27 protein-coding genes and 1 tRNA gene are annotated in these 19,001 nt (G+C 63.8%); 11 read left to right on the plus strand and 17 right to left on the minus strand.

Annotation, left to right across the window (positions count from 1 at the left end; all coding sequences use genetic code 11):
- The first annotated feature begins 173 nt into the window (after positions 1 to 173).
- Both KBY65_RS09530 and KBY65_RS09535 read left to right on the plus strand, forming a co-directional pair.
- Positions 174 to 368: a ribbon-helix-helix domain-containing protein gene (locus KBY65_RS09530; protein WP_094561783.1), complete on the plus strand. Its 195-nt coding sequence runs from the start codon at positions 174 to 176 to the stop codon at positions 366 to 368.
- A gap of 357 nt (positions 369 to 725) precedes the next feature.
- On the plus strand, positions 726 to 1,034 hold the full coding sequence (locus KBY65_RS09535; protein WP_255001439.1) for a hypothetical protein: 309 nt from the start codon (positions 726 to 728) through the stop codon (positions 1,032 to 1,034).
- Between the two features lie 403 nt (positions 1,035 to 1,437).
- Here the strand turns inward: KBY65_RS09535 and KBY65_RS09540 are convergent, their stop codons facing one another.
- Positions 1,438 to 1,641, minus strand: a complete 204-nt coding sequence (locus tag KBY65_RS09540; RefSeq protein ID WP_094561781.1) for a hypothetical protein — start codon at positions 1,639 to 1,641, stop codon at positions 1,438 to 1,440.
- Positions 1,642 to 1,779: 138 nt separating this feature from the next.
- A complete protein-coding gene (locus tag KBY65_RS09545; RefSeq protein ID WP_094561777.1) occupies positions 1,780 to 1,989 on the minus strand; it encodes a hypothetical protein in 210 nt (69 codons plus the stop codon).
- Positions 1,990 to 2,227: 238 nt separating this feature from the next.
- Between KBY65_RS09545 and KBY65_RS09550 the strand changes: the two genes are divergently transcribed.
- Positions 2,228 to 2,410 carry a ribbon-helix-helix domain-containing protein gene (locus tag KBY65_RS09550; RefSeq protein ID WP_254987579.1) on the plus strand — a complete coding sequence of 61 codons (183 nt, stop codon included), beginning with the start codon at positions 2,228 to 2,230 and terminating at the stop codon, positions 2,408 to 2,410.
- A 249-nt stretch (positions 2,411 to 2,659) separates the two neighbouring features.
- Here KBY65_RS09550 and KBY65_RS09555 read toward each other — a convergent pair whose 3' ends face one another.
- Complete coding sequence (locus KBY65_RS09555; protein ID WP_158217103.1) at positions 2,660 to 2,905, minus strand: helix-turn-helix domain-containing protein; 246 nt, start codon at positions 2,903 to 2,905, stop codon at positions 2,660 to 2,662.
- Positions 2,906 to 3,296: 391 nt separating this feature from the next.
- Between KBY65_RS09555 and KBY65_RS09560 the strand changes: the two genes are divergently transcribed.
- The gene (locus KBY65_RS09560; RefSeq protein WP_255001441.1) at positions 3,297 to 3,440 is read left to right on the plus strand and encodes a hypothetical protein; all 144 of its coding nucleotides are present in this window, start codon (positions 3,297 to 3,299) and stop codon (positions 3,438 to 3,440) included.
- 16 nt (positions 3,441 to 3,456) lie between these two features.
- On the opposite strand, the gene KBY65_RS09565 is transcribed toward KBY65_RS09560, so the two are convergent.
- On the minus strand, positions 3,457 to 3,663 hold the full coding sequence (locus KBY65_RS09565; RefSeq protein WP_233128612.1) for a hypothetical protein: 207 nt from the start codon (positions 3,661 to 3,663) through the stop codon (positions 3,457 to 3,459).
- A 288-nt stretch (positions 3,664 to 3,951) separates the two neighbouring features.
- On the minus strand, positions 3,952 to 4,083 hold the full coding sequence (locus KBY65_RS09570) for a hypothetical protein (RefSeq protein ID WP_255001442.1): 132 nt from the start codon (positions 4,081 to 4,083) through the stop codon (positions 3,952 to 3,954).
- A gap of 344 nt (positions 4,084 to 4,427) precedes the next feature.
- Between KBY65_RS09570 and KBY65_RS09575 the strand changes: the two genes are divergently transcribed.
- Complete coding sequence (locus KBY65_RS09575) at positions 4,428 to 4,622, plus strand: hypothetical protein (protein WP_094560481.1); 195 nt, start codon at positions 4,428 to 4,430, stop codon at positions 4,620 to 4,622.
- Entirely contained in the window at positions 4,619 to 4,798 is a 180-nt protein-coding gene (locus tag KBY65_RS09580) for a hypothetical protein (protein ID WP_255001443.1), read from the plus strand. The genes KBY65_RS09575 and KBY65_RS09580 overlap by 4 nt, the downstream gene beginning before the upstream one ends.
- A gap of 310 nt (positions 4,799 to 5,108) precedes the next feature.
- On the opposite strand, the gene KBY65_RS09585 is transcribed toward KBY65_RS09580, so the two are convergent.
- Entirely contained in the window at positions 5,109 to 5,282 is a 174-nt protein-coding gene (locus KBY65_RS09585; protein ID WP_198953867.1) for a hypothetical protein, read from the minus strand.
- Between the two features lie 863 nt (positions 5,283 to 6,145).
- On the opposite strand from KBY65_RS09585, the gene KBY65_RS09590 reads away from it, so the two are divergent.
- Complete coding sequence (locus KBY65_RS09590; protein WP_255001444.1) at positions 6,146 to 6,373, plus strand: hypothetical protein; 228 nt, start codon at positions 6,146 to 6,148, stop codon at positions 6,371 to 6,373.
- 316 nt (positions 6,374 to 6,689) lie between these two features.
- Here KBY65_RS09590 and KBY65_RS09595 read toward each other — a convergent pair.
- From KBY65_RS09595 to hisF, 8 genes are all read right to left on the minus strand, one after another.
- Positions 6,690 to 6,774: transfer RNA gene (locus KBY65_RS09595), tRNA-Ser, on the minus strand.
- Positions 6,775 to 6,809: 35 nt separating this feature from the next.
- Positions 6,810 to 8,783, minus strand: a complete 1,974-nt coding sequence (locus KBY65_RS09600) for a ComEC/Rec2 family competence protein (protein WP_255001445.1) — start codon at positions 8,781 to 8,783, stop codon at positions 6,810 to 6,812.
- Between the two features lie 58 nt (positions 8,784 to 8,841).
- A complete protein-coding gene (locus tag KBY65_RS09605; protein WP_233128597.1) occupies positions 8,842 to 9,036 on the minus strand; it encodes a hypothetical protein in 195 nt (64 codons plus the stop codon).
- On the minus strand, positions 9,033 to 9,953 hold the full coding sequence (glyQ, locus tag KBY65_RS09610) for a glycine--tRNA ligase subunit alpha (protein ID WP_255001446.1): 921 nt from the start codon (positions 9,951 to 9,953) through the stop codon (positions 9,033 to 9,035). The genes KBY65_RS09605 and glyQ overlap by 4 nt, the downstream gene beginning before the upstream one ends.
- A gap of 94 nt (positions 9,954 to 10,047) precedes the next feature.
- The gene (locus tag KBY65_RS09615) at positions 10,048 to 10,815 is read right to left on the minus strand and encodes an EAL domain-containing protein (protein ID WP_255001447.1); all 768 of its coding nucleotides are present in this window, start codon (positions 10,813 to 10,815) and stop codon (positions 10,048 to 10,050) included.
- Positions 10,816 to 10,874: 59 nt separating this feature from the next.
- Entirely contained in the window at positions 10,875 to 11,579 is a 705-nt protein-coding gene (ubiE, locus tag KBY65_RS09620) for a bifunctional demethylmenaquinone methyltransferase/2-methoxy-6-polyprenyl-1,4-benzoquinol methylase UbiE (RefSeq protein WP_255001448.1), read from the minus strand.
- Positions 11,566 to 11,874 carry a hypothetical protein gene (locus KBY65_RS09625; RefSeq protein ID WP_254987587.1) on the minus strand — a complete coding sequence of 103 codons (309 nt, stop codon included), beginning with the start codon at positions 11,872 to 11,874 and terminating at the stop codon, positions 11,566 to 11,568. Before KBY65_RS09625 ends, ubiE begins: the two co-directional genes overlap by 14 nt.
- A 113-nt stretch (positions 11,875 to 11,987) precedes the next feature.
- Complete coding sequence (gene hisF / locus KBY65_RS09630) at positions 11,988 to 12,776, minus strand: imidazole glycerol phosphate synthase subunit HisF (RefSeq protein ID WP_255001449.1); 789 nt, start codon at positions 12,774 to 12,776, stop codon at positions 11,988 to 11,990.
- 68 nt (positions 12,777 to 12,844) lie between these two features.
- On the opposite strand from hisF, the gene KBY65_RS09635 reads away from it, so the two are divergent.
- The 3 genes from KBY65_RS09635 to KBY65_RS09645 are packed head-to-tail and all read left to right on the plus strand — an operon-like array spanning position 12,845 to position 16,158.
- Entirely contained in the window at positions 12,845 to 13,060 is a 216-nt protein-coding gene (locus KBY65_RS09635) for a DUF2862 domain-containing protein (RefSeq protein WP_254996055.1), read from the plus strand.
- A 25-nt stretch (positions 13,061 to 13,085) separates the two neighbouring features.
- Positions 13,086 to 14,066 (plus strand): chlorophyll synthase ChlG, encoded by a 981-nt coding sequence (chlG, locus tag KBY65_RS09640; RefSeq protein WP_094560498.1) that lies wholly within the window; start codon positions 13,086 to 13,088, stop codon positions 14,064 to 14,066.
- 1 nt (position 14,067) lies between these two features.
- Positions 14,068 to 16,158: a transglycosylase domain-containing protein gene (locus tag KBY65_RS09645; protein WP_409996640.1), complete on the plus strand. Its 2,091-nt coding sequence runs from the start codon at positions 14,068 to 14,070 to the stop codon at positions 16,156 to 16,158.
- On the opposite strand, the gene KBY65_RS09650 is transcribed toward KBY65_RS09645, so the two are convergent.
- On the minus strand, positions 16,155 to 17,546 hold the full coding sequence (locus tag KBY65_RS09650; protein ID WP_255001471.1) for a 16S rRNA (cytosine(967)-C(5))-methyltransferase: 1,392 nt from the start codon (positions 17,544 to 17,546) through the stop codon (positions 16,155 to 16,157). The genes KBY65_RS09645 and KBY65_RS09650 overlap by 4 nt on opposite strands.
- 31 nt (positions 17,547 to 17,577) lie before the next feature.
- Positions 17,578 to 17,934 (minus strand): MGMT family protein, encoded by a 357-nt coding sequence (locus tag KBY65_RS09655; protein WP_255001451.1) that lies wholly within the window; start codon positions 17,932 to 17,934, stop codon positions 17,578 to 17,580.
- 126 nt (positions 17,935 to 18,060) lie between these two features.
- Here KBY65_RS09655 and trmH point away from each other — a divergent pair, with 126 nt between their 5' ends.
- Positions 18,061 to 18,750, plus strand: coding sequence for a tRNA (guanosine(18)-2'-O)-methyltransferase TrmH (gene trmH, locus KBY65_RS09660; protein WP_094560672.1), 690 nt, complete (start codon positions 18,061 to 18,063; stop codon positions 18,748 to 18,750).
- Here trmH and KBY65_RS09665 read toward each other — a convergent pair.
- Positions 18,744 to 18,956, minus strand: a complete 213-nt coding sequence (locus KBY65_RS09665; RefSeq protein ID WP_254987591.1) for a hypothetical protein — start codon at positions 18,954 to 18,956, stop codon at positions 18,744 to 18,746. The two genes, trmH and KBY65_RS09665, sit on opposite strands and share 7 nt — an antisense overlap.
- Positions 18,957 to 19,001 lie beyond the last annotated feature (45 nt).

Raw genomic sequence — 19,001 nt, forward strand, 5'->3', positions numbered from 1 at the left:
ACAATCAGAAAAGAAGCACTCGTTCTCAAGAAATCGGAGGGATCGTACCAGCCCATGGGGCTGATCAGGATCTCACAAGAGGGCGCCTCGCGAATGTTTACGTGCAAAAGTGAAAAACTTGCAAAACAAGAAAAGAACGCCAAAATGAGTTGGCTCTTATAATCTGACCAATCATGTACGAGACCAGGCACGGTGGGACTAATGACTTTATCGGCAACCGCACCCCACAGCGGGTCACAATCACTTTGAATTACGCTGCATACAAGGGTTTAGAAAAGCGGAGTGCCATGGAAGGCCGTTCAATGAGCAACTTGGCCGCATTCATCCTTGAGAAAGCTCTGACAACAGATTTGCGAGCAGACAATTAAAAGAATCCTGAACACGCAACCAGGGTTACTCAGGCGAGCATCCTCGTCTATTCGCTACTGTTTGCAGCACCTGGACAGACCGCTGATTAGAAAGACAGTGCTTGCCGAAGGACCAGGATGAAAGCGGCAATCTGGTCGAGGTCTGCCGCTGACCGAAGGCAGATAGTTCGTTGGTGGGCTCGCCTGAAGGGCCAGAGGAAAGGGCGGCAAGCCAAGAAGCGATAGCCAACATAATTAAAAAGCTTACAATTAGCACACAAAAAGTGCAGAATTTAACTAAAAACGCACAATAAAGCAGGTCGGAGGGGGGCAAAGCATGGTCACCGCGGGAGAATTGCGCAGAGGGAGTAAAGAACATTGGCGTTGTTTCAATGGATCGCAGCAGCTGAGCAGGGTGAATTCCAGGATCGCCTCGCCAGCGCTGTGGGGCGGTTGAATCTGGAGATTGACCAGGAGTTCTCGAACAGCGGGACGATCTATGCAAGAGACAAAGACGGCTTGAAGACCTCCATCAATGCTCGGGGCACCGTGATGATCTCTCCGAACAACGGAACAAGGGACGAGTTCCAAGTAGAAGTCAGAAGTTCAGAGCCGATGCTCAAGCGCGGGACGCGCTGCGAGCAAATCGCCAACGATCTCAAGGCGGTGATTCCTGCCAAGCCATAGGGTGCGCACGATCAAAAAGCGATGGATGCCGCCAGACAGCGGAGCCAGACAACTGGAGCTCGCCTTAGGCGCGGCGATCCAAAAAGAAAGAAGCATGAAGCGTGGCGTGGCGCTCACGCTTGGAGTTGCCGGAGGGGTGTGCTTGATTACGGCGAGCGCCATTCATCGCAACCTCTTGTTGACAGTGGCACCAGCAGCCGCAGGGCTACTAGGATACTCGGCAGCGTTGTGGACGACCAGTAAAAACAGGAGGGTCAGGAGAAATTCCCCCCTCGAATTACAGCCTCAGCTGCAGGATGGCAAGAGCATGCTTTCAGAAAGCTTCAGGGAGGATGTACAGGACAGACTGCACTTTCTCGATAGCGAATAGAACATTTACCGCCCATATGGACCACCGTGCACCCTACCGAAAAGCGAACCAATCCATTCTGATGCCTTCACCCTGCTCAGCGTCTTGAAGCAACTCCACGCCTTTGACCATTCCGTCGCTTTTGTACCACGGGTCTTCGCAAAGGGAAGAAAAAACCTTCCGCGCCTCCTCAAGCGACTGGAAGTTACCAACCTTGACGATGCCCCAGGAATCGTGGGTCTTGATGGTGAAGGTCATCGAAACTGGTCTTGAAAGGACGCAGCAAGGTTGCTGTCGCGCCAGGAGCACCCTAACGGAGAGGTCATCATCCTTGAACATGATGCCGACAGAAACGTCGATACCCTCTGCCTCAACCGAGGCGCTGACGACATCCCCTTAAGGATCTTCCTCCTGCAGTGGCAGCGGCGGCGTAACCGATTGAGCGATGAAATCCTCCACAAGGTCGCGGATCGAGCGCCCTGTACGCCTGCTCAACGCTTCCAGTGCGTCATAGACCTCCTCACTCAAGTCCAGATCCAGACGCCTTGGCATCTTGGATGGGTCCAGTTTCCAGGCATCTAATGCCTTCTGCGAGTCATCAACCAAGAGTCTTGCTCCAGAGAGGGACTGCTGAAATAAAAAACGCAAATATCGCAGACAGTAATAACTACAGGTCGAACCTAAATCGGCCACTCTTAAGAAAACCTAAAGCAGGGTAGTAGGGGGGGGGGGGGGGGCCGCGAAAGGAGTGCCGCGAGCGAGAGCGCTTAACAAATGTACACGCATAAAAACAGAAGAAAGGTAAGGCGCAACAAGATGAACAAGAATTCAAGCCGCTTTAGCGATGTACGGCAGAGAGGAGGGAGGGACTGATGGTTTCACGGGTAACCGCGCCCCACAAAGGCTATCCATCGCCTTGAACTACGCTGCCTACAAGAATTTGGAAAGACGAAGCGCCATGGAAGGTCGATCCATGAGCAACTTGGCAGCATTCATCCTGGAGAGTGCACTGACGAAGAACTCATGAAGCGACGACGAAGGCACAAAGAGTGGGACTATCAAACGAGACATCAGTCTCTTGAGAGAATGCCTCTTACCTCCTTCAACACCCTGAATCTTTGTGGGCAGAATCTACTAAACCGTTGTTTGGAGACAGGGTTCATCAACGCTGCGACTGCACTCACCCGCTATCAGCAAGGCAGGGGCATTGACCAACGCGCAGGGAACTGGTGGGAGAGCGACCCGCCAACTGGATCAAGGAAGTCACTTGTGCAGATTAAACAACCTCCAGCAAGTCCTCAATCCCACAATCCAGCACCGTCACAATCTTGGACGCCAGATCCAGCGACAGCGCTGATGCCGCCTTCTGATCGTTTCGTGCCAGTCGGGTGATGGTGGTCGCCGCCACCCCCGCCTGAACGGCCAGCGCGTTCATCGTGATGGGTTTCTCGCCCGTCTCAGCACGGCGCAAATTTGCTTTGGCAATTGCTTTGGCGAGGGTCAGGCGAACTTGCTTTGCCATATCGGGCACCATAACTCAGGTGCCCTCGGCATGACCCTGAGTATGAGGCACACCAAAAGGCGCTCAAGCAATCACCCCGATCACGATCCGCACCACCAGGAATCCGAGCAGACCCACAAGGGCAAGCAACGACGGCAGACCAGCGACACCCATCTCCCGCCCTCGAACGATCAACCATTTCTAAAGGGAATCCGAAGAACCATCCGTAGTGATACACACAGCAGCACCGAACAGAACATCGCTCAATGGCTCAGAACACTAAGCGCTCATTTATCAGTTTTAGGCACTAGTAGTACAGTGTTTAAGACAAGAGATTTCTCAATGCGTTCCGCGACTCCTGCTGGTGCGGGCGGAATCCCCAGCAACCCTTCCTCCACCCACCCCAGCGCGAATGGCGCACGAACACCCTGATGCGCCCCAGCCGCTCGGCATCCACCACAGTGAGGACACGATCAGACTGGTCTCTGAAAATCAGCATTTCCGCCAACGCAGCAATCAAGCCATCACCCTCTGCCTGACCCAGGAAAGCGCCTGAGACTCCCTCCCGAGCATCAGACGCGAAAAACCCGCTGAAGATGGGCGACGGGGTTGCTGGCCTCATCTCCACCAACAACCCAAAACTCAGTGCTGCCGCTTCTGAGGAGGGCGCGGAAGTCATCGGCATCGATCAAAATCCCGCAGTGTTCCGCCAGGGCGACCATCTCCTCTGGGGTGGTGGCGGCATAGAACTCACGCCCCAACTCTGGGTCACCATCCATCCGATACAGGAAGTGATCCAGGGCATCCAGTAGCGGGGACGAGGAGCAATCCACCCAGGGTGCTCAACTGATGAGAACCATTATCTGCAACGGCGGGAGTGCCCAACAAATAACTTCACAAGAGCAGCAGCAACGGCCCCCAGGCATCCGCCTCCACTGCCGTCAAATTCTCCCTAAGCCCACTGCTGCTGGGGGTGAGGTGGGGAAGGGTGATCCGGCGACCATCCAGACCTAGCAGAACCAGGTGGATAGCTGTGGGCGATTGATGGACATCCTTGAGTGGGCCTTCTAGGGGTTGAGGTAGGTCACGCACCACTTGCTATCACCGGCATTCACACGGGTGTAGGGAAAGATGCAGGTTTTGCTGGAGTTCTCGCCAAGGTAGATGATGTCCTTGTATTCAGGTGCTGCCTGGCACACCTTCCCTTTGCCTGCTAGCAAATAAGCGCCAGGGCAATTGACACGACTACCGACTCCAACTATGGAGGGGGCAGGTGAGCAGGGTGACGCAGTGCCTGCCGACCTCGTAGCGGAAGTACTGGCAGGTGATGCAGACAGACCCCGTGCGGGATGGTTTCAGGACATCCCACTCCAGGTCATCCCACTCCTCTGGGTGGGTCAAAGCGGCAGAGGCGGTCACAGCAGCGAGATAAGAACATCAGTACTACTCCTGATGGGGGCTGAGGTCAAGAAGTCTCCTGAGGCGCCTCACTGGACTGACTGAGGTGCCTACGTTTTCAGCAAAGGCACCAGAAGCGTCGCCTGTGACCACTGAACTGCTACTGGCACTGGGCATACCCACCGCCTATCTGGTGGTCTCCACCCTGCTGCTGCTTCAACGACCTCAGACCCTGCCACCACTGCTTCAGCGCCTCAGCACCCGCAGGGCAATCGCCTGGAACACGATGGTGGGACTCTCTATCGGTGTGGGGGCATTGCGATGGGCACTGAATCGGTGACAACCAATCCCCTGTGGATGCTGGTGCCCTGGGCGGTCTTTGCGATCGCTGCTGGGTTAAAGTTCTGGCGCCTCTCCGCCCTGTTCCGCAAGCACCTGCTGGGGGTCCCCTCACGAACCGAACGCTTCAGGCAGGCACTGGAGAGGATCTGGCAGAAGGATCAGCAGGCGGTGTGATGGACCACCTGAACTGGGGCACCATCCAACTGGGATTAGTCGCCCTTGCCTTTGGCGGTCTTCAGGTCTGGTGGATCAGCAGCGTCTTTAGAAGGCGAGAGCTGGCACGACCAATGAGCGAGGGGCAATTCAGACGGGCACTGGAGCGGATCTGGTCAAAGCGACCCTGAAAACCCAGCGCATCCACGGTTCGTTACAGAAGTTCATAGAGTGTGCTCTGGTCATCGAGCGGTCCTGGACGGGTCCGCTTTTTTATTGGGCAACCGTTCTGTAGAGGCGAAATGGTTGCGCTTCTGCCGCCCACAGGCAACTACCGCTGAACCGACCTCCAGATCCACCAGGCAACCACTGCCACCATCACCCAAGGCACCAGTGTCCTAAAGACCAACAGCACCACCAGAAGCACTAGGGCAGAGACCGCCGTGCGCTTGGTGAGTGCCTTCGCCTCATCGGTCATGTAGCGCCAGCGGGGGATCAGGGACATTGCTTGGGCAGAAGGGAGGAACTCAGAAAAGCGCCGTGAAGGTCAGGCATCAAGAGGGGCGTAAATCCGTCCAAAAAGCGCCACATGGCCCCTATTGAAGAGGAGGAGTGGGTCTATGTGTGGGCTGAGAACATGGTGGGAAGAGAAGGCGACATCGCAGTTCAGGACGGCGGTGGGATACTGGATGGAAGGTTGATGACTTGATGGGTCTTCCTCAAAATCGACCATTAGAGCGAATGACCTCCGTACAAAGTTTTATGGCGCGGCTATTGAGTGTGATTACCCTGATGAGTTGGAGGAAGTAACCGCAACCACCTTTATTCCTTGGAAGAGAGATCATCTTGACATTGTACATGACACAGAGGCGCCATAAAACGTAAATGCGTTTGCTGCCAAAAAACCAAACCACTGGACAAAAAACACTTTCAGGTAGTCAAATACTTTACGGACGGGTACTCTTATTACTGTCTTGATTGTGACGAAAAACTCAAGAAGCCAAAGTCAAGGAGCAAAAAGGAATCAAAGTTCCTTAGCGAGAAGGTAGAGTTCAAGTTGCAGCACAAAGATATATTAGAACTAGCAAAAATTCTTTCGTATTACCAAGGAGAGCTGGAGTCTTCCGTGGATTACGAAGTAGACACTTCAAACATAGAAAGATTAATTAAGAAACTTGAGCATTTTCTGCCTAAAACCAAGGGGGGTAGCACATAGCACCCTCAAGTGAAGCGAGGGCGCTCACTGCAGGATGCCTCGCGCAAGCACCTGTAATCGCAGGGACATGGAGCGATATTGAGAGGCCAAGAAACGAGTTACTCAAAACAGGCACAAAAATAGTTGAATCAAAGTGCAAGGAAAAGAACGTTGTGTCATACTACGAATTCGAAGATAAGAAGACTGATCGGATCGTGATTTGCATCAACAACATAGACGCCAAAGATCCCGATGAATACTGGGAAAGCCTTGTGCACGAGGCGACTCCTGCAATGCATGCATGCACGGGAGACTATGCATTGGATGACAAATTTATTCCAATAGTATATAGAGAACTTCAGGCGATTAACCCAACCAGCGTGGAAGACATTCAGGTTTGACCGCGCCCGGATGCGATCCCACTCCTCCCTCGCCTCCTTGAGGGTCCACATGCCCAGCCCCTTCAAAGGACTTGCCCCCCTGGCAACGGACTCAATCACCAAAATCAGGGAATACCCGACAGATTTGCTCTGCCTGCGCTCAGCCGCCTTCAGGGCACGAACTTGCGAGTCAGAGAGTGGCGTCTCAGCAATCCAACAACACGTCGCTCGGACTCCTCCGTTTTAGGGCGAACAAACCAGGACGATCCACAAAGCAAAAGTCCCACTGCCGCAGGGGAAGTGGGACTTAGGCGGTCTTCGCAGGACCTTCTCTACACGGAGAGGGTGGGATTCGAACCCACGGAAGGTTTCCCTTCAAACGATTTCGAGTCGTTCGCTTTCGACCACTCAGCCACCTCTCCAACAGCCCGCAGGCCCAGACCACCTTAAGGATCGATCAGCCCCGAGCAGCCTGCAGGGATCCACTGGAGCCGCTGGCCGCCCAGCCCCCGGGCCAGCCTGGAGGGGTGCCACCGCTGAGCCACACCCGCTCAGCGCCGAGGGCCTGCAGCTGGACACGCTCACGAGGTGAAGGCCGGAAGCCGAGCCACACGCCATCAAGACGTGCCGGATCACCGGTGTTGGCACGCCCCTGCCAGGCCCAGAGCGCCTGTCGGTCGGGCAAGAGCAACCAGTGCCAGCGGCCCACCTGCAGCTGCATCGCCCGGCTTTCGATTGCCACCGGGGCGGCACTCAGCCCCCGGCTGGCCAGGCGCTGGCCGGGCTGAAGCGGCACACTGCCGTCGGCGCTGGCCAGCACCAGGCCGGCTTGCCCCTGCCAGCAGCCCGGCTGCTCGGGGGCCAGGGGATCGAGCAACAGAGCCCAGTCGTAGCGCTGCACCCCCAGCCCACGGGCCAGCTGGCTGGCCAAACTGCAGCTGAAGCCATCAGCCGAGCTGCTCACCAGCGCCGCCCGGCCGCGATGCCGCGCCACCAGCAGATCCAGCCGCCCCTGGTGCACCAGCAGCAGCTGGTCGGCACCCAGCAGGCTGAGATGAACCGCCGCCACCAGGGTGAGCAGCCCCACGCCCAGCAGCCGCCAGCGCCGGGTCAGGCCCGGCACCGCCAGGGCGATCACGGCCAAGGCCAGCAATAGCACCAGCCACGGCGCCGGCCGGCCCAGCTGCCACTGGGCCATGGGCAGGGCCGCAAAGGCCTTCACCACCAGCACCAACAGCCGACACAGCCAGTCGATGGGCACGGTGGCCAGGGGCAGCAACGGCGGTAGCAGCACCGCCAAACAAGCGAGCGCCATCGCCCCCAGGGTGAGGGGCGTCAGCAGCGGCGCCACCACCAGGTTGGCGGGCACGGCATAGAGCGGCACCACGCCGAAGTGCAGGAGCTGCAGCGGCAGGGTGTAAAGCGAAGCCGCCAGGGGCACCGCGGTGGCGACCGCCAACCAGCCCGGCAGCCAGCGGCGCATCCCCAGCTCCAGGGGCCGGGCCGAGATCACCAGGGCAGCAGTGGCTACCACGCTCAGCTGAAAACCCACATCCAGCAGCCAGTCGGGCCGGGCCAGCAGCAGCACCAAAGCACTGGCCGCCAGGATCCCCAAGGGCCTGCTGCGGTGGCCGCTTTCCAGCACCCCTAGCGCCAGCGCCCCCATCAACACCGCCCGCAGCACCGAAGGCTGGGGCCCAGCCAGCAGCACGAACAACCCCATCGCCGCCGCCGCCAGGCCCAACCGGCCCAAGCGCGGCAGCCGGGAGCCCAGCGGCAGCACCACCCCCAGCAACACCGACAGGTGAAAGCCCGAGGCGGCCAGGGCATGGGAGAGGCCCGACGCCCGGAAGGCCTCGCGCAGCTCCGCCGGCAGCGGCACAACCGCACCGCCCAGCACCAGGGCAGCGAGTACGCCACCGCGGTCGGGGCCAGCCTGCTGGATCAGGGCCCGGGCCATGCGGCGGCGCAGATCCGCCACCGGCGTGGCGGGACGCTGCAGCACGGTGAAATCCTGCACCTGCAGCTGGCTGAAAACCCCCTGGCGGGCCAAACGCTCGGCAGGGGCAGACAGCAACGGATGCGGCGAGCTCTGGGGTTGGCGCAAGCGGCCCTGCACCTGCAGGCGCCAACCCTCCTGGAGCAGTGGGCACTCCTGAAAACGCAGTTCGGTGCGGCCTACGGGCAACTGCAGCAGGACCCGGCAGGCTCCGGCGCCACCTCTGGGGATCGGGCCACCGCTGGGCACCGGATCGCGCAGCAGGGTGCCCCGCAGCTCCAGCTCCACCGATGTGTCCGCCGCTGCCTGCAGCCGCAGCACCGGATCGCCAGCTGCCGGGGCCAGCGGGGTGAAGGCCACCAGCGCCACCCGCAACAGCAGCAGCGCCAGCAGCAGCCCCCAGAGCAGCGATTTCAGCGGACACTTGGCCAACGGTTTGCACCTGGCTGCAACCCGCTCAGGGTTCCCACGGAGCGCCCAGAAGACCGACCTAAAAACGCGGAATCTTCAGCAGCAGATCGCACACCTCCCGGCTGGGCATCTGCTGGCCCAGCAGCGGCGCCACCAGGCCGGCCACGGGCCGCAGGCGGCACGGCCACACAGCCCGCTCACTGAGGCGTCCCAACTGGAAGCTGCCGCCGGCGAGCACGGCCACCAGCAGGGTGCGCTGCAGCAGACGCCTCACGGCGCAGCAGCAGCAGCGCCTTGGGCCACCATCTCGGGCTGGCGTTTGGCCGAATCAAGCAGCGGGAAACCCAGGGCCTCGCGCTCCGCCAGCCAGGCCTCCGCCACCTGACGGGCCAGGGTGCGGATGCGGCCGATGGTGGCGGTGCGCTCGGTGACGGAGATCACGCCGCGGGCCTCCAGCAGGTTGAAGGTGTGGCTGCACTTGAGCACGAAATCCAGCGCCGGAGCCGGCAGCTGCTTGGCCACCAGATCCGCCGCCTCGGCCTCATAGATGGCAAACAGCTGCTTGAGCCGCTCGGGGTTGGAGGCTTCGAAGTTGTAGGTGCACTGGCCCTTCTCAAACGGCAGCCAGATGTCGCCGTAGGAGCGGTTGGCATCCCAGGAGAGATCCCAGATGCTCTCCACATCCTGCAGATACATCGCCAGGCGCTCGAGGCCGTAGGTGATCTCAATCGACACCGGCCGGCAGTCGAGCCCGCCGCACTGCTGGAAGTAGGTGAACTGGGTCACCTCCATGCCGTCGAGCCACACCTCCCAGCCCACACCCCAGGCGCCGAGGGTGGGCGATTCCCAGTTGTCTTCGACGAAGCGGATGTCGTGATCCTTGGCGCGGATGCCGAGCGCCTCGAGGGAGGCGAGGTAGGTCTCCTGGATGCCGTCGGGGCTGGGCTTGATCAGCACCTGGTATTGGAAATAGTGCTGCGCCCGGTTGGGGTTGTCGCCGTAGCGGCCGTCGGTGGGGCGGCGGCAGGACTCGGGGTAGGCCACCGCCCAGGGCTCGGGGCCGATCGCCCGCAGCACCGTATGGGGGCTCATCGTGCCGGCGCCCTTTTCGGTGTCGTAGGGCTGCAGGATCAGGCAGCCGCGCTCGGCCCAGAAGCCGTTGAGGGTCTGGATGATGTCCTGAAAGTTCACGGGCTGGCAGCAACTGGATTCGAGGATCGACCCGCAGGCCGTGAGCCTCTGATGATCCCAGAAGGGCTAGCGGTGTGGCAGGAGGTTCCCAAGCTCAGGGGGCGTTGAGCAGGCGATCGAACGACGCGGGCACCGCTTCTCCGGCGAGGGCAAGGCTCTCAAACAGCTCCACGGGGAGCGCTTCGCTCCACAGCCAGCCCTGGCCCTGGTTGACCCCATGGTTGCGGAGGAAGCTGGCTTCCGCTTCCGTTTCCACGCCCTCCGCGCAAACCTCCACCCCGATGGCGTGGCAGCCCGACACCACCCACTTCACAAACCGCTGACGGAAGCCATCCACATCAACGCCCGCGACGATCGAGCGATCCAGCTTGAGCTTGCTGAAGTGCAGATTCAGCATGTGGGAGAGGGGTGCATCGCCGGTGCCGAAATCATCAACAGCGATCGTGTGCAGGTCTGCGAGCTCGTGGATGAATGACAACGCATGCTGATCCGCCACACCAGACTCGGTCACCTCCACCACAAGCCGTCGGCCGATGCGACGACGCAGGCTGTCGAGATCACCAAGCTCCCGGGAGATGGGCCTGAAAAACATCAACCCGGAGCCGATGAACTTACAGGACAGGTTGACCGACAACCAAAGGTGGGGCGGCATGCGGTCGAGGGCCCGCAAGGCAACAATAAAAGAGTCCTGCGTCACCGCAATGTTCAGATCCGGATCCACCTCCAGGGCCTGAATGTCTGCCGCCGTCGGCTGAGCATTGATGGGACGCCACAGCACTTCGCCGCCGCAAACACGCCCTGAGGTCAGATCAACGATGGGCTGGATGTGAAACGTTGCCAAAGCCCTCAAACGATGGCCCACAACAATCGAGCCTATTGGCAAAGATTAATCAACCCTGACAGCCAGCAAGTTGCTTGGTGTCAAGCCACCAGCTCCAGTAGCCCCATCAGGCCGCCAGCGAGGGGGCGATGGCGCGCCGCACTGAAGCCCGCCTGCCGAGCCAGGGCCTCCTGCTCGAGCCCGGTGGGAAACCGCTGCAGGCTGTCTTCGAGGTAGGCGTAGTGCTCCGGAATGCCGAACTGCTCGGCGGTGGGCACCACCAGACGGCGCAGATAGAAACGCTGAAAGCGCGCCGCCACTCCACTGGGCCGGTTGAAATCGAGCACCGCCGCCCGGCCGCCGTCGCGCAGCAACCGCCGCAGCTCCCGCAGGCCAGCGCCCGGATCGGCGAGGTTGCGCAGGCCGTAGGCGATCACGGCCCCATCGCAACTGGCGCTCGCCAAGCCGGTGGCCAGGGCGTCGCCCTGTTGCCAGCGCAGCGGCAGCCAGGGCTGGGCCGCGCCGCGCCGGGCTGCCACCGCCAGGGGAGCCGCTGCCGCATCGATTCCGAGCACGGAGCCCCCCGGCCGCACCCGGGCCGCCAGCACCAACGCCAGATCACCGGTGCCGCAGCAAAGATCGATCAGCTGCTGGCCGGGGCGGGGCTGCAACCAGGCGATCGCCTGGTGCTTCCAGAGCCGATGCAGGCCGAAGCTGAGCAGATCGTTGAGCTGGTCGTAGCGGGGTGCAATCTGTTCAAACAGCTCCTGCACCGCCGCCGGATCTCCCGGCTTAAAGCTGACCATCCCAGGGCAACACGATGGCATCAAGGCTGATCCCAGCCTCCACCTCCGGAACGGGCAGCAAACCGCGGGCCTCCAGTCGCTCCGGGCTCGTGAAGGTGAGCACCATCACCGTGGCCAGGCCAACGGCGGCCGAGCACACCATGCAGCCGGCCAGCATCAACGAAAATTCCTGGCGATCGTTGGCGGCCTGCATCAGCTGCAGGGCCCAGGCCACCAAGGCCACCACGGCCCCCGCCATGCCGATGGCGATTGCTGTGGACGCGGGAGCAGGAAGAACGGGCAGGGCGGAGAACAACGTGATGCCTGAAGCGAAGTGATGCCGAAAACGGAGTGATGCCGGAATGGTGGACTGCGGCTGGCCTTAATGCAATCACGTTACAAGCGTTAACACGCCGACGTGGGTGCTCATCACGCCAGCGGCCGGATCGGCAAACCCCTTTGCAGCAGTTCGGTTTTGATCGCCTCGACGGTGAGCACGCCGTCGTGGAGCAGGGACGCCAACAGGGCCGCGGAGGCATGCCCGCCCTCGGGGCCCGGATCGAGGGCCTCGGCCAGGTGGGCGATGCAGCCAGCGCCACCTGAGGCGATCACCGGCACCTCCACCGCATCGGCCACCGCCCGGGTGAGGTCGAGAGCGTAGCCGGCCTGGGTGCCGTCGCCATCCATCGAGGTGAGCAGGATCTCGCCAGCGCCGAGCGCCACCACCTCCCTGGCCCAGGCCACCGCATCGAGGCCGGTGTTCTCGCGACCGCCCTTCACATACACATCCCAGCCGGTGGTGGCGGCCTCGCCGCTGCGGGCCCGGGCGTCGATCGCCACCACGATGCACTGACAGCCGAAGCGCTCGGCGCCGCGGGCCACCAGCTCCGGGTCGCGCACCGCCGAGGAGTTGAGGCTCACCTTGTCGGCGCCGGCGCGCAGCAGCTCGGTGACGCCCTCCACGCTGCTGATGCCGCCACCCACGGTGAAGGGAATGGTGACGGCCTCAGCGGTGCGCCGCACCAGCTCCACCAGGGTGCCGCGGCCCTGGTGGCTGGCCGCGATGTCGAGAAACACCAGCTCATCGGCCCCCGCGGCGCTGTAGCGGCAGGCGAGCTCCACCGGGTCGCCCGCGTCCCGCAGGCCCACGAAATTCACCCCCTTCACCACCCGGCCATCAGCCACGTCCAGACAGGGAATGATCCGCTTGGCAACCATGGACGCGAACTCCGTTGGGCACTGTGTGGCCACTGTTAAGGTTGCGCCACTTTCCAGTCGCGCTGGCCATGTCCCAGGCTGCCACCATCAACGTCGGGTCGAAGGTGCGAATCACCCGGGTGCGGGATCGCATCTCCACTGAGATGGTGGATTCCCTGAAGGCTGACGCCACCGGCACCGTGACGGGCTTCCGCACGGTGGACGGCAAAGGCATCGGCGTGGTGGTGGAGCTGAGTGGTGGTCAGACCGCCTGGTTCTTCGACGACGAAATCACCCTCGCCTGAGCTCCCCTCGCCGGAACAGCCCGCCTTGACCAACAGCCCCAACCCTGAAGCCTCCAGCGGCGCCGGCGCCCGCCAGCTGCTGGGCATGAAGGGTGCCAGCGGCACCAGCAGCATCTGGAAAATCCGGCTGCAGCTGATGAAGCCCGTCACCTGGATCCCCCTGATCTGGGGTGTGCTGTGTGGCGCGGCGGCATCAGGCAATTTCCACTGGACCCTGCCGGAGGTGGGGGCCTCGATCGCCTGCATGCTGATGAGCGGGCCGCTGCTGGCCGGCTACACGCAAACCATCAACGACTACTACGACCGCGAGATTGACGCGATCAACGAGCCCTACCGTCCCATCCCCTCAGGCGCGATTCCGCTGGGCCAGGTGAAGGCCCAGATCTGGATCCTGCTGTTGGCGGGTTTGGGCGTGGCCTATGGGCTCGACCTGTGGGCCGGCCACTCCACCCCCGTGCTGCTGCTGCTGGCCCTGGGTGGCTCGTTTGTGAGCTTCATCTATTCAGCCCCGCCGCTGAAGCTCAAGCAGAACGGCTGGCTGGGCAACTACGCCCTCGGCGCCAGCTACATCGCCCTGCCCTGGTGGGCCGGCCAGGCGCTGTTTGGCCAGCTCACCTGGACCACCGCGATCCTCACCCTGGCCTACTCATTGGCAGGCCTGGGCATCGCCGTGGTGAACGACTTCAAGAGCGTGGAGGGCGACCGGGCCCTGGGGCTGCAATCGCTGCCCGTGGCCTTCGGGATCGAGAAGGCCAGCTGGATCAGCGCCGGCATGATCGATGTGTTTCAGCTGGCCATGGTGGCCGTGCTGATCGCCATCGGTCAGCATTTCGCCGCGGTGCTGCTGGTGCTGCTGATCATTCCCCAGATCACCTTCCAAGACATCTGGCTGCTGCGCGATCCGGTGGCCTTTGATGTGAAATACCAGGCCAGTGCCCAACCCTTCCTGGTGTTAGGCATGCTGGTGACGGCTCTGGCTATCGGCCACAGCGCCCTCGTTGCCTGAGGTGAGCCGCACGGTCAAAAGCTCCGGCAAGCCCACGCGCCGCACCAACTTGGTGGGTGCCGGCGTGCTGGCGGCACTGATCGGCGGGGGCGTGGCCTGCGGCCAGGCGGCCCTGGTGTCCGGCTTCGACAGCCTGCTGCCCGATGCCCGTGGCATCAACCACTTCAACCGCCCCGGCACCCTGACGATCCTCTCGGCCGACGGCCAGGTGGTGCACAAAATCGGCCCGGTGACGCGCGAGAAGCTCACCCCCGAAACGATGCCCGTCCTGGTGGAGCAGGCGTTCATCGCCGCGGAAGACCGGCGCTTCTACAACCACGACGGCATCGACCCGGTGGGCATCGGCCGGGCTCTGATGCGCAACATCACCCAGCGCTCGGTTGAGGAGGGCGCCAGCACGATCACCCAGCAGCTGGCCCGCACCGTGTTTCTCAGCCAGGACCGCACCCTGGTGCGCAAGATCAAGGAAGCCGCCCTGGCCGGCAAGCTCGAGCGCCAGCTCAGCAAGCCGCAGATCCTCAGCGAGTATCTGAATGTGGTGTATCTGGGCTCCAGCGCCTACGGCGTGGCGGATGCGGCCTGGGTGTACTTCTCCAAAACCCCCGACCAGCTCACCCTGCCTGAGGCGGCCCTGATCGCGGGCCTGCCGCCGGCTCCTTCGGTGTATTCGCCCCTGGTGAACCCGGAGCTGGCCCTCGAGCGCCGGGCGGTGGTGCTGCGCCGCATGCAGGAGGCGGGCTTCATCAGCGCCAGCGCGCAGCAACAGGCCGAGGCCACGCCGCTGCAGCTGAAGCCGGCCGAGCCCAAATACTGGGACAGTGGGGCGCCGTGGTTTAGCAGCTGGGTGCAGCAGGAGCTGCCCAAGGTGCTCACCCCCGAGCAACTGGAGGTGGGCGGCCTGACGGTGCGCAGCAGCGTCAACCTGGCCTGGCAGCAGCAGGCGCAGAAGGCGATTAACACCTACGCCAGCGGCGACATGGAGGGAGCCCTGGTGGCGATGGAGCCCGGCACGGGCCTGGTGCGGGCGATGGTGGGCGGCACCGACTTCAAGGCCAGCCAGTTCAACCGGGCGGCCCAGGCGCTGCGCTCGCCGGGCTCCACCTTCAAGTTGTTTGTATATCTCACCGCCCTGGAGCAGGGGATGCTGCCAGAGCGGATGTTCCGCGATGCGGCCCGCTGCTTCGCCAGCTACTGCCCGAAGAACTTCGGCAACCGCTACATGGGCTCGGTGTCGATGGTGGTGGCCCTGCAGAACTCGCTCAACACCGTGGCGGTGGCGCTGCTGCAGGAGCTGGGCTTCGACAAGGTGATCGACACGGCCAAGAGCCTGGGCATCACGCGGGAGCTGGGGCGCTTCTTCCCCCTGGCCCTCGGCGCCACCGAGCAGACCGTGGTGGACATGACGGCCGCCTACGCGGCGATCAACAACGGCGGCATCTACGTCAAGCCCACGCCGTTTGAGGAGATCCTCGGCCCCGACGGCGAGCTGCTGTGGAGCCGGCGGGTGGACGGCGACCAGGGCCGCCGGGCTGTGAGCAGCGACCTCGCCGCCCTCATGCTGTGGATGCTGCAGCGGGCGGTGCAGTCGGGCACCGGTGGCGGCGCCGCCCTGCCGGACCGGCCGGTGGCGGGCAAAACGGGCACCTCAGAAGGGGGCCGTGATCTGTGGTTCATCGGCTCGATCCCCCAGCTCACCACTGGGGTGTGGCTGGGCTACGACAACAGCCGCACCACCAAGAGCACCAGCGTGGTGGCCACCTACGCCTGGCGGGCCTTCATGGCGCCGATCAGCAAGGACCTACCGGCGCGCCAGTTTCCGCCCAAGCCGGATCTGCAGGACACCTACCGGGGCGGCAAGAAGCCGCCGGTGCGCCCCAGTGAAGCCCCTGCACGCCCCGACGCCCCACTGGATGGCGAGGACGCGCGGGGACAGGAGCTCGATCCCACCCCGGGGGTCAACGAGCAGCCAGGCGCCACCGCACCCGGAGCAGGAGCGCCCGTTGCACCGGCCACCCCGGCCGCACCCCAGGCCACACCACCGCCACCCCTGGACGCCCCACCGCCACCGGTGGCGGCACCCCCGCCGCCCTAAGCCGCCAAGGCCGCGGGTGGCAGCGGGGCCTGCAGCAGGGCCGCAAAAAAGCCATCGCCACCGCTGGGCTCCGGCCAGCGCTGCCATTGCTGCAGCCGCTGCCAGCTGGGGTGGTCGGCCAGGACGCCATCGAGAAGCTCGGCATTTTCAGCCGGATGAACCGTGCAGGTGGCGTACACCACCTGGCCGCCGGGCTTGAGCAGGGGCAGCAGGGCCTCCAGCAACTGGCGCTGCAGCAGCACCAGCTCGGCGATCGCCTCGGGCGTGATGCGCCAGCGGGCATCGGCGTGGCGGGCCAGGGTGCCGAGCCCTGAGCAGGGGGCATCCAGCAGGATGCGATCAAAGCTGCCGCGCCACTCGGGCTTGTCGGCCGCCAACTGGGCGGCATCGGCGGCCAGGGTGTGGATGCTCTGCAGGGCCAGGCGCGCCGCGTTAACGCCCACCCGGCGCAGCCGCCCTTCGGAGCGATCCACCGCCCACACCTCGCCCTGGTCGCCCATCAACTCGGCCAGGTGGGTGCTTTTGCCGCCGGGGGCGGCGCAGGCATCGAGAATCCGCTCGCCAGGCAGGGGAGCGAGCAGTAGGCCCACCGCCTGGGCGGCGCGGTCCTGCACGCACCAGTGGCCCTCGGCGTAGCCGGGCAGGGCTCGTAACTCGCCGCTGCGGCCCAGGAGCGTGAGGCCGTTGGGCAGATCCGGCAGGGGGGCCGCCTCCAGCCCGACGGCGGCGAAGGCCTCCAGCAGGGCCGCACGGCTGGTGCGCAGCGGGTTGACCCGCAGATCGAGGGCGGGGGCCTGGTTGCAGGAGCAGCCGAAGGCCTCTGCTTCTGGAGCGGGCAGCCACTGCAGCGCCAGCTGCGCCAGCCATTCGGGCAGGGAGTGGCGCAGGCCAAACGCAGCCGCAGGATCGCCGGGCAGGGGGCCCAACCCATCCCAGGGCTCAGGTCCGGCCTGCGCGCGCCGCCGCCCGCAGGCCCTCAGTAGGCCATTGGCCACCGGCGCCAGCCGGCCAAGCTTGCCCCGTTTCGCCAACTCCACGGTGGTGCTCACCGCCGCCGAAGCCGGCACCCGGCTGCTGAACAGCAGTTGGTAGAGCCCCAGATGCAGCAGCCAGCGCAACTTGGGCGGCTGGCGCGCGGCCGGCACCTTGCCGAGGGCATCGAGCCAGGCATCGAGCAGGCGCCGCTGGCGGATGGCGCCGTAGGCCAGTTCGGTGGCCAGAGCGCGGTCGGCCCCGTCGAGAGGATGGCGCTGCAGCTCCCGCTCCAGGGCCACATCGGCGTAGGCGCCACCCCCCACCGCCAGCAACACCTGCCAGGCCAACTGGCGTGGCGCCAGACCGATCGCGGCAGGGGGCGCGGTGGGCGGTGCGGCGGGCGACGGGGTCAGGGGTGGTGCGGGCGGTGATCCAACTCCACACCTAGCGCGGCCGCCAGCGGTGGCGGGCCAGGGGCAGGCGACCGGCGGCGTCGACGGGGATGCCTTCGGCCAGCAGCAGCTCGCGCTGGATCCAGTCGCTGCCTTCGCGGCTGGGGCTGAAGCTGATCTGGCCGCGGGCATTCACCACCCGCTGCCAGGGAATCGGCGACGGCAAGGGCAGCCGCCGCAACGCCCAACCCACCTGGCGCGCCGCGCCGTAGGCCCCGATCAGCTCGGCAATCTGGCCATAAGTGGCCAGCTGCCCGCAGGGGATGCCGGCCACCGCGGCATAAACCCGCTGGTCGAAGGAAGCGCTGGGCGCGGGCGGGAGCGGGGATGTGCCATCGGCGGTTTGCATGTGTGCAACAAGTTGTTCAACAAATCCAATTCGCCCGAAACACCAGCTCCCCAGCCGGTAGGGGCGTTGCTGGTGGGGTGTTGATTGAGGATGGCGCAACGGCCCTTGACGCCAGATTCCAACGCCATGCCCCTGCTGCCCCGCCGCTTCGAGCGGCTCAAGGCCGTACTCGATCGCCGCATGGGCGACCTCACCGTGGTGCTCGAGCACGTCGACAAACCCCACAACCTCTCGGCGATCCTGCGCAGCTGCGATGCCGTGGGGGTACTGGAGGCCCATGTGGTGAGCCTGGCGGGCCGCACCCCCACCTTCAACTGCACAGCCAAGGGCAGCGAGAGGTGGGTGCCGCTGCACCGCCACAGCAACAGCGTGGCCCTGCTGCAGCAGCTCAAGGCCCAGGGCTTCCGGCTCTACGGCACCCACCTGTCGGTGGAGGCGGTGGACTACCGCGCCTGCGATTTCACCGGCCCGAGTGCCCTGGTGCTGGGCGCTGAGAAGTGGGGCCTGAGCGCAGAAGCGGCGGCGCTGGTGGACCAGCCGATCGTGATCCCGATGCAGGGCATGGTGCAGTCGCTGAACGTGAGCGTGGCCTGCGCCACCTTGCTGTTTGAGGCGCTGCGCCAGCGGCAGGCTGCCGGGGTGCTGCCCACCTGCGGCGAAGGGGTGCCGGCGGAGCGCTACGGACCGCTGTTGTTTGAGTGGGCCTACCCCGAGGTGGCGGCCTGGTGCCAGCGGGAAGGGCGGCCCTACCCGGCTCTCGATGCCGAGGGCGCCATCAGCGAAAACCTGCCGCGCACCCTGAAGATGCGCTACTGAAACCGGCGGGCGCTGGGGAGCCACAGGGCCACGCCGAGGGCCAGCAGCTCCAGCGGGATCTGGCGGCCGCCCAGCAGCACCACCGCCAGGGCCACAGCGGCGAGCAGCTTCTGGAAAAGACCCCAAACGTCGTCTGGGTCGGCGCTGCCGCTGAACCAGAGGGCCGCCGCGGCAGAGAGCAGGAGCAGATCCAACCACCAGGGCATGGGTTCGACCTTCACACCCACCGATTCTGGCGCAGCTTCATGCCA

Source organism: Cyanobium sp. Alchichica 3B3-8F6, from assembly GCF_024346435.1.
In the GTDB taxonomy this organism is placed as follows: Bacteria; Cyanobacteriota; Cyanobacteriia; order PCC-6307; family Cyanobiaceae; genus Cyanobium_A.

Bases quoted from the DNA above. Each gene is read 5' to 3' on its own strand.
- KBY65_RS09530 (WP_094561783.1), top strand. From the start codon at position 174: ATGTACGAGACCAGGCACGGTGGGACTAATGACTTTATCGGCAACCGC.
- KBY65_RS09540 (WP_094561781.1), bottom strand. From the start codon at position 1,641: ATGACCTTCACCATCAAGACCCACGATTCCTGGGGCATCGTCAAGGTT.
- KBY65_RS09550 (WP_254987579.1), top strand. From the start codon at position 2,228: ATGTACGGCAGAGAGGAGGGAGGGACTGATGGTTTCACGGGTAACCGC.
- KBY65_RS09555 (WP_158217103.1), bottom strand. From the start codon at position 2,905: ATGGCAAAGCAAGTTCGCCTGACCCTCGCCAAAGCAATTGCCAAAGCA.
- KBY65_RS09560 (WP_255001441.1), top strand. From the start codon at position 3,297: ATGGCGCACGAACACCCTGATGCGCCCCAGCCGCTCGGCATCCACCAC.
- KBY65_RS09565 (WP_233128612.1), bottom strand. From the start codon at position 3,663: ATGGATGGTGACCCAGAGTTGGGGCGTGAGTTCTATGCCGCCACCACC.
- KBY65_RS09585 (WP_198953867.1), bottom strand. From the start codon at position 5,282: ATGTCCCTGATCCCCCGCTGGCGCTACATGACCGATGAGGCGAAGGCA.
- ubiE (WP_255001448.1), bottom strand. From the start codon at position 11,579: ATGGTCAGCTTTAAGCCGGGAGATCCGGCGGCGGTGCAGGAGCTGTTT.
- hisF (WP_255001449.1), bottom strand. From the start codon at position 12,776: ATGGTTGCCAAGCGGATCATTCCCTGTCTGGACGTGGCTGATGGCCGG.
- KBY65_RS09635 (WP_254996055.1), top strand. From the start codon at position 12,845: ATGTCCCAGGCTGCCACCATCAACGTCGGGTCGAAGGTGCGAATCACC.
- KBY65_RS09655 (WP_255001451.1), bottom strand. From the start codon at position 17,934: ATGCAAACCGCCGATGGCACATCCCCGCTCCCGCCCGCGCCCAGCGCT.
- trmH (WP_094560672.1), top strand. From the start codon at position 18,061: ATGCCCCTGCTGCCCCGCCGCTTCGAGCGGCTCAAGGCCGTACTCGAT.
- KBY65_RS09665 (WP_254987591.1), bottom strand. From the start codon at position 18,956: ATGCCCTGGTGGTTGGATCTGCTCCTGCTCTCTGCCGCGGCGGCCCTC.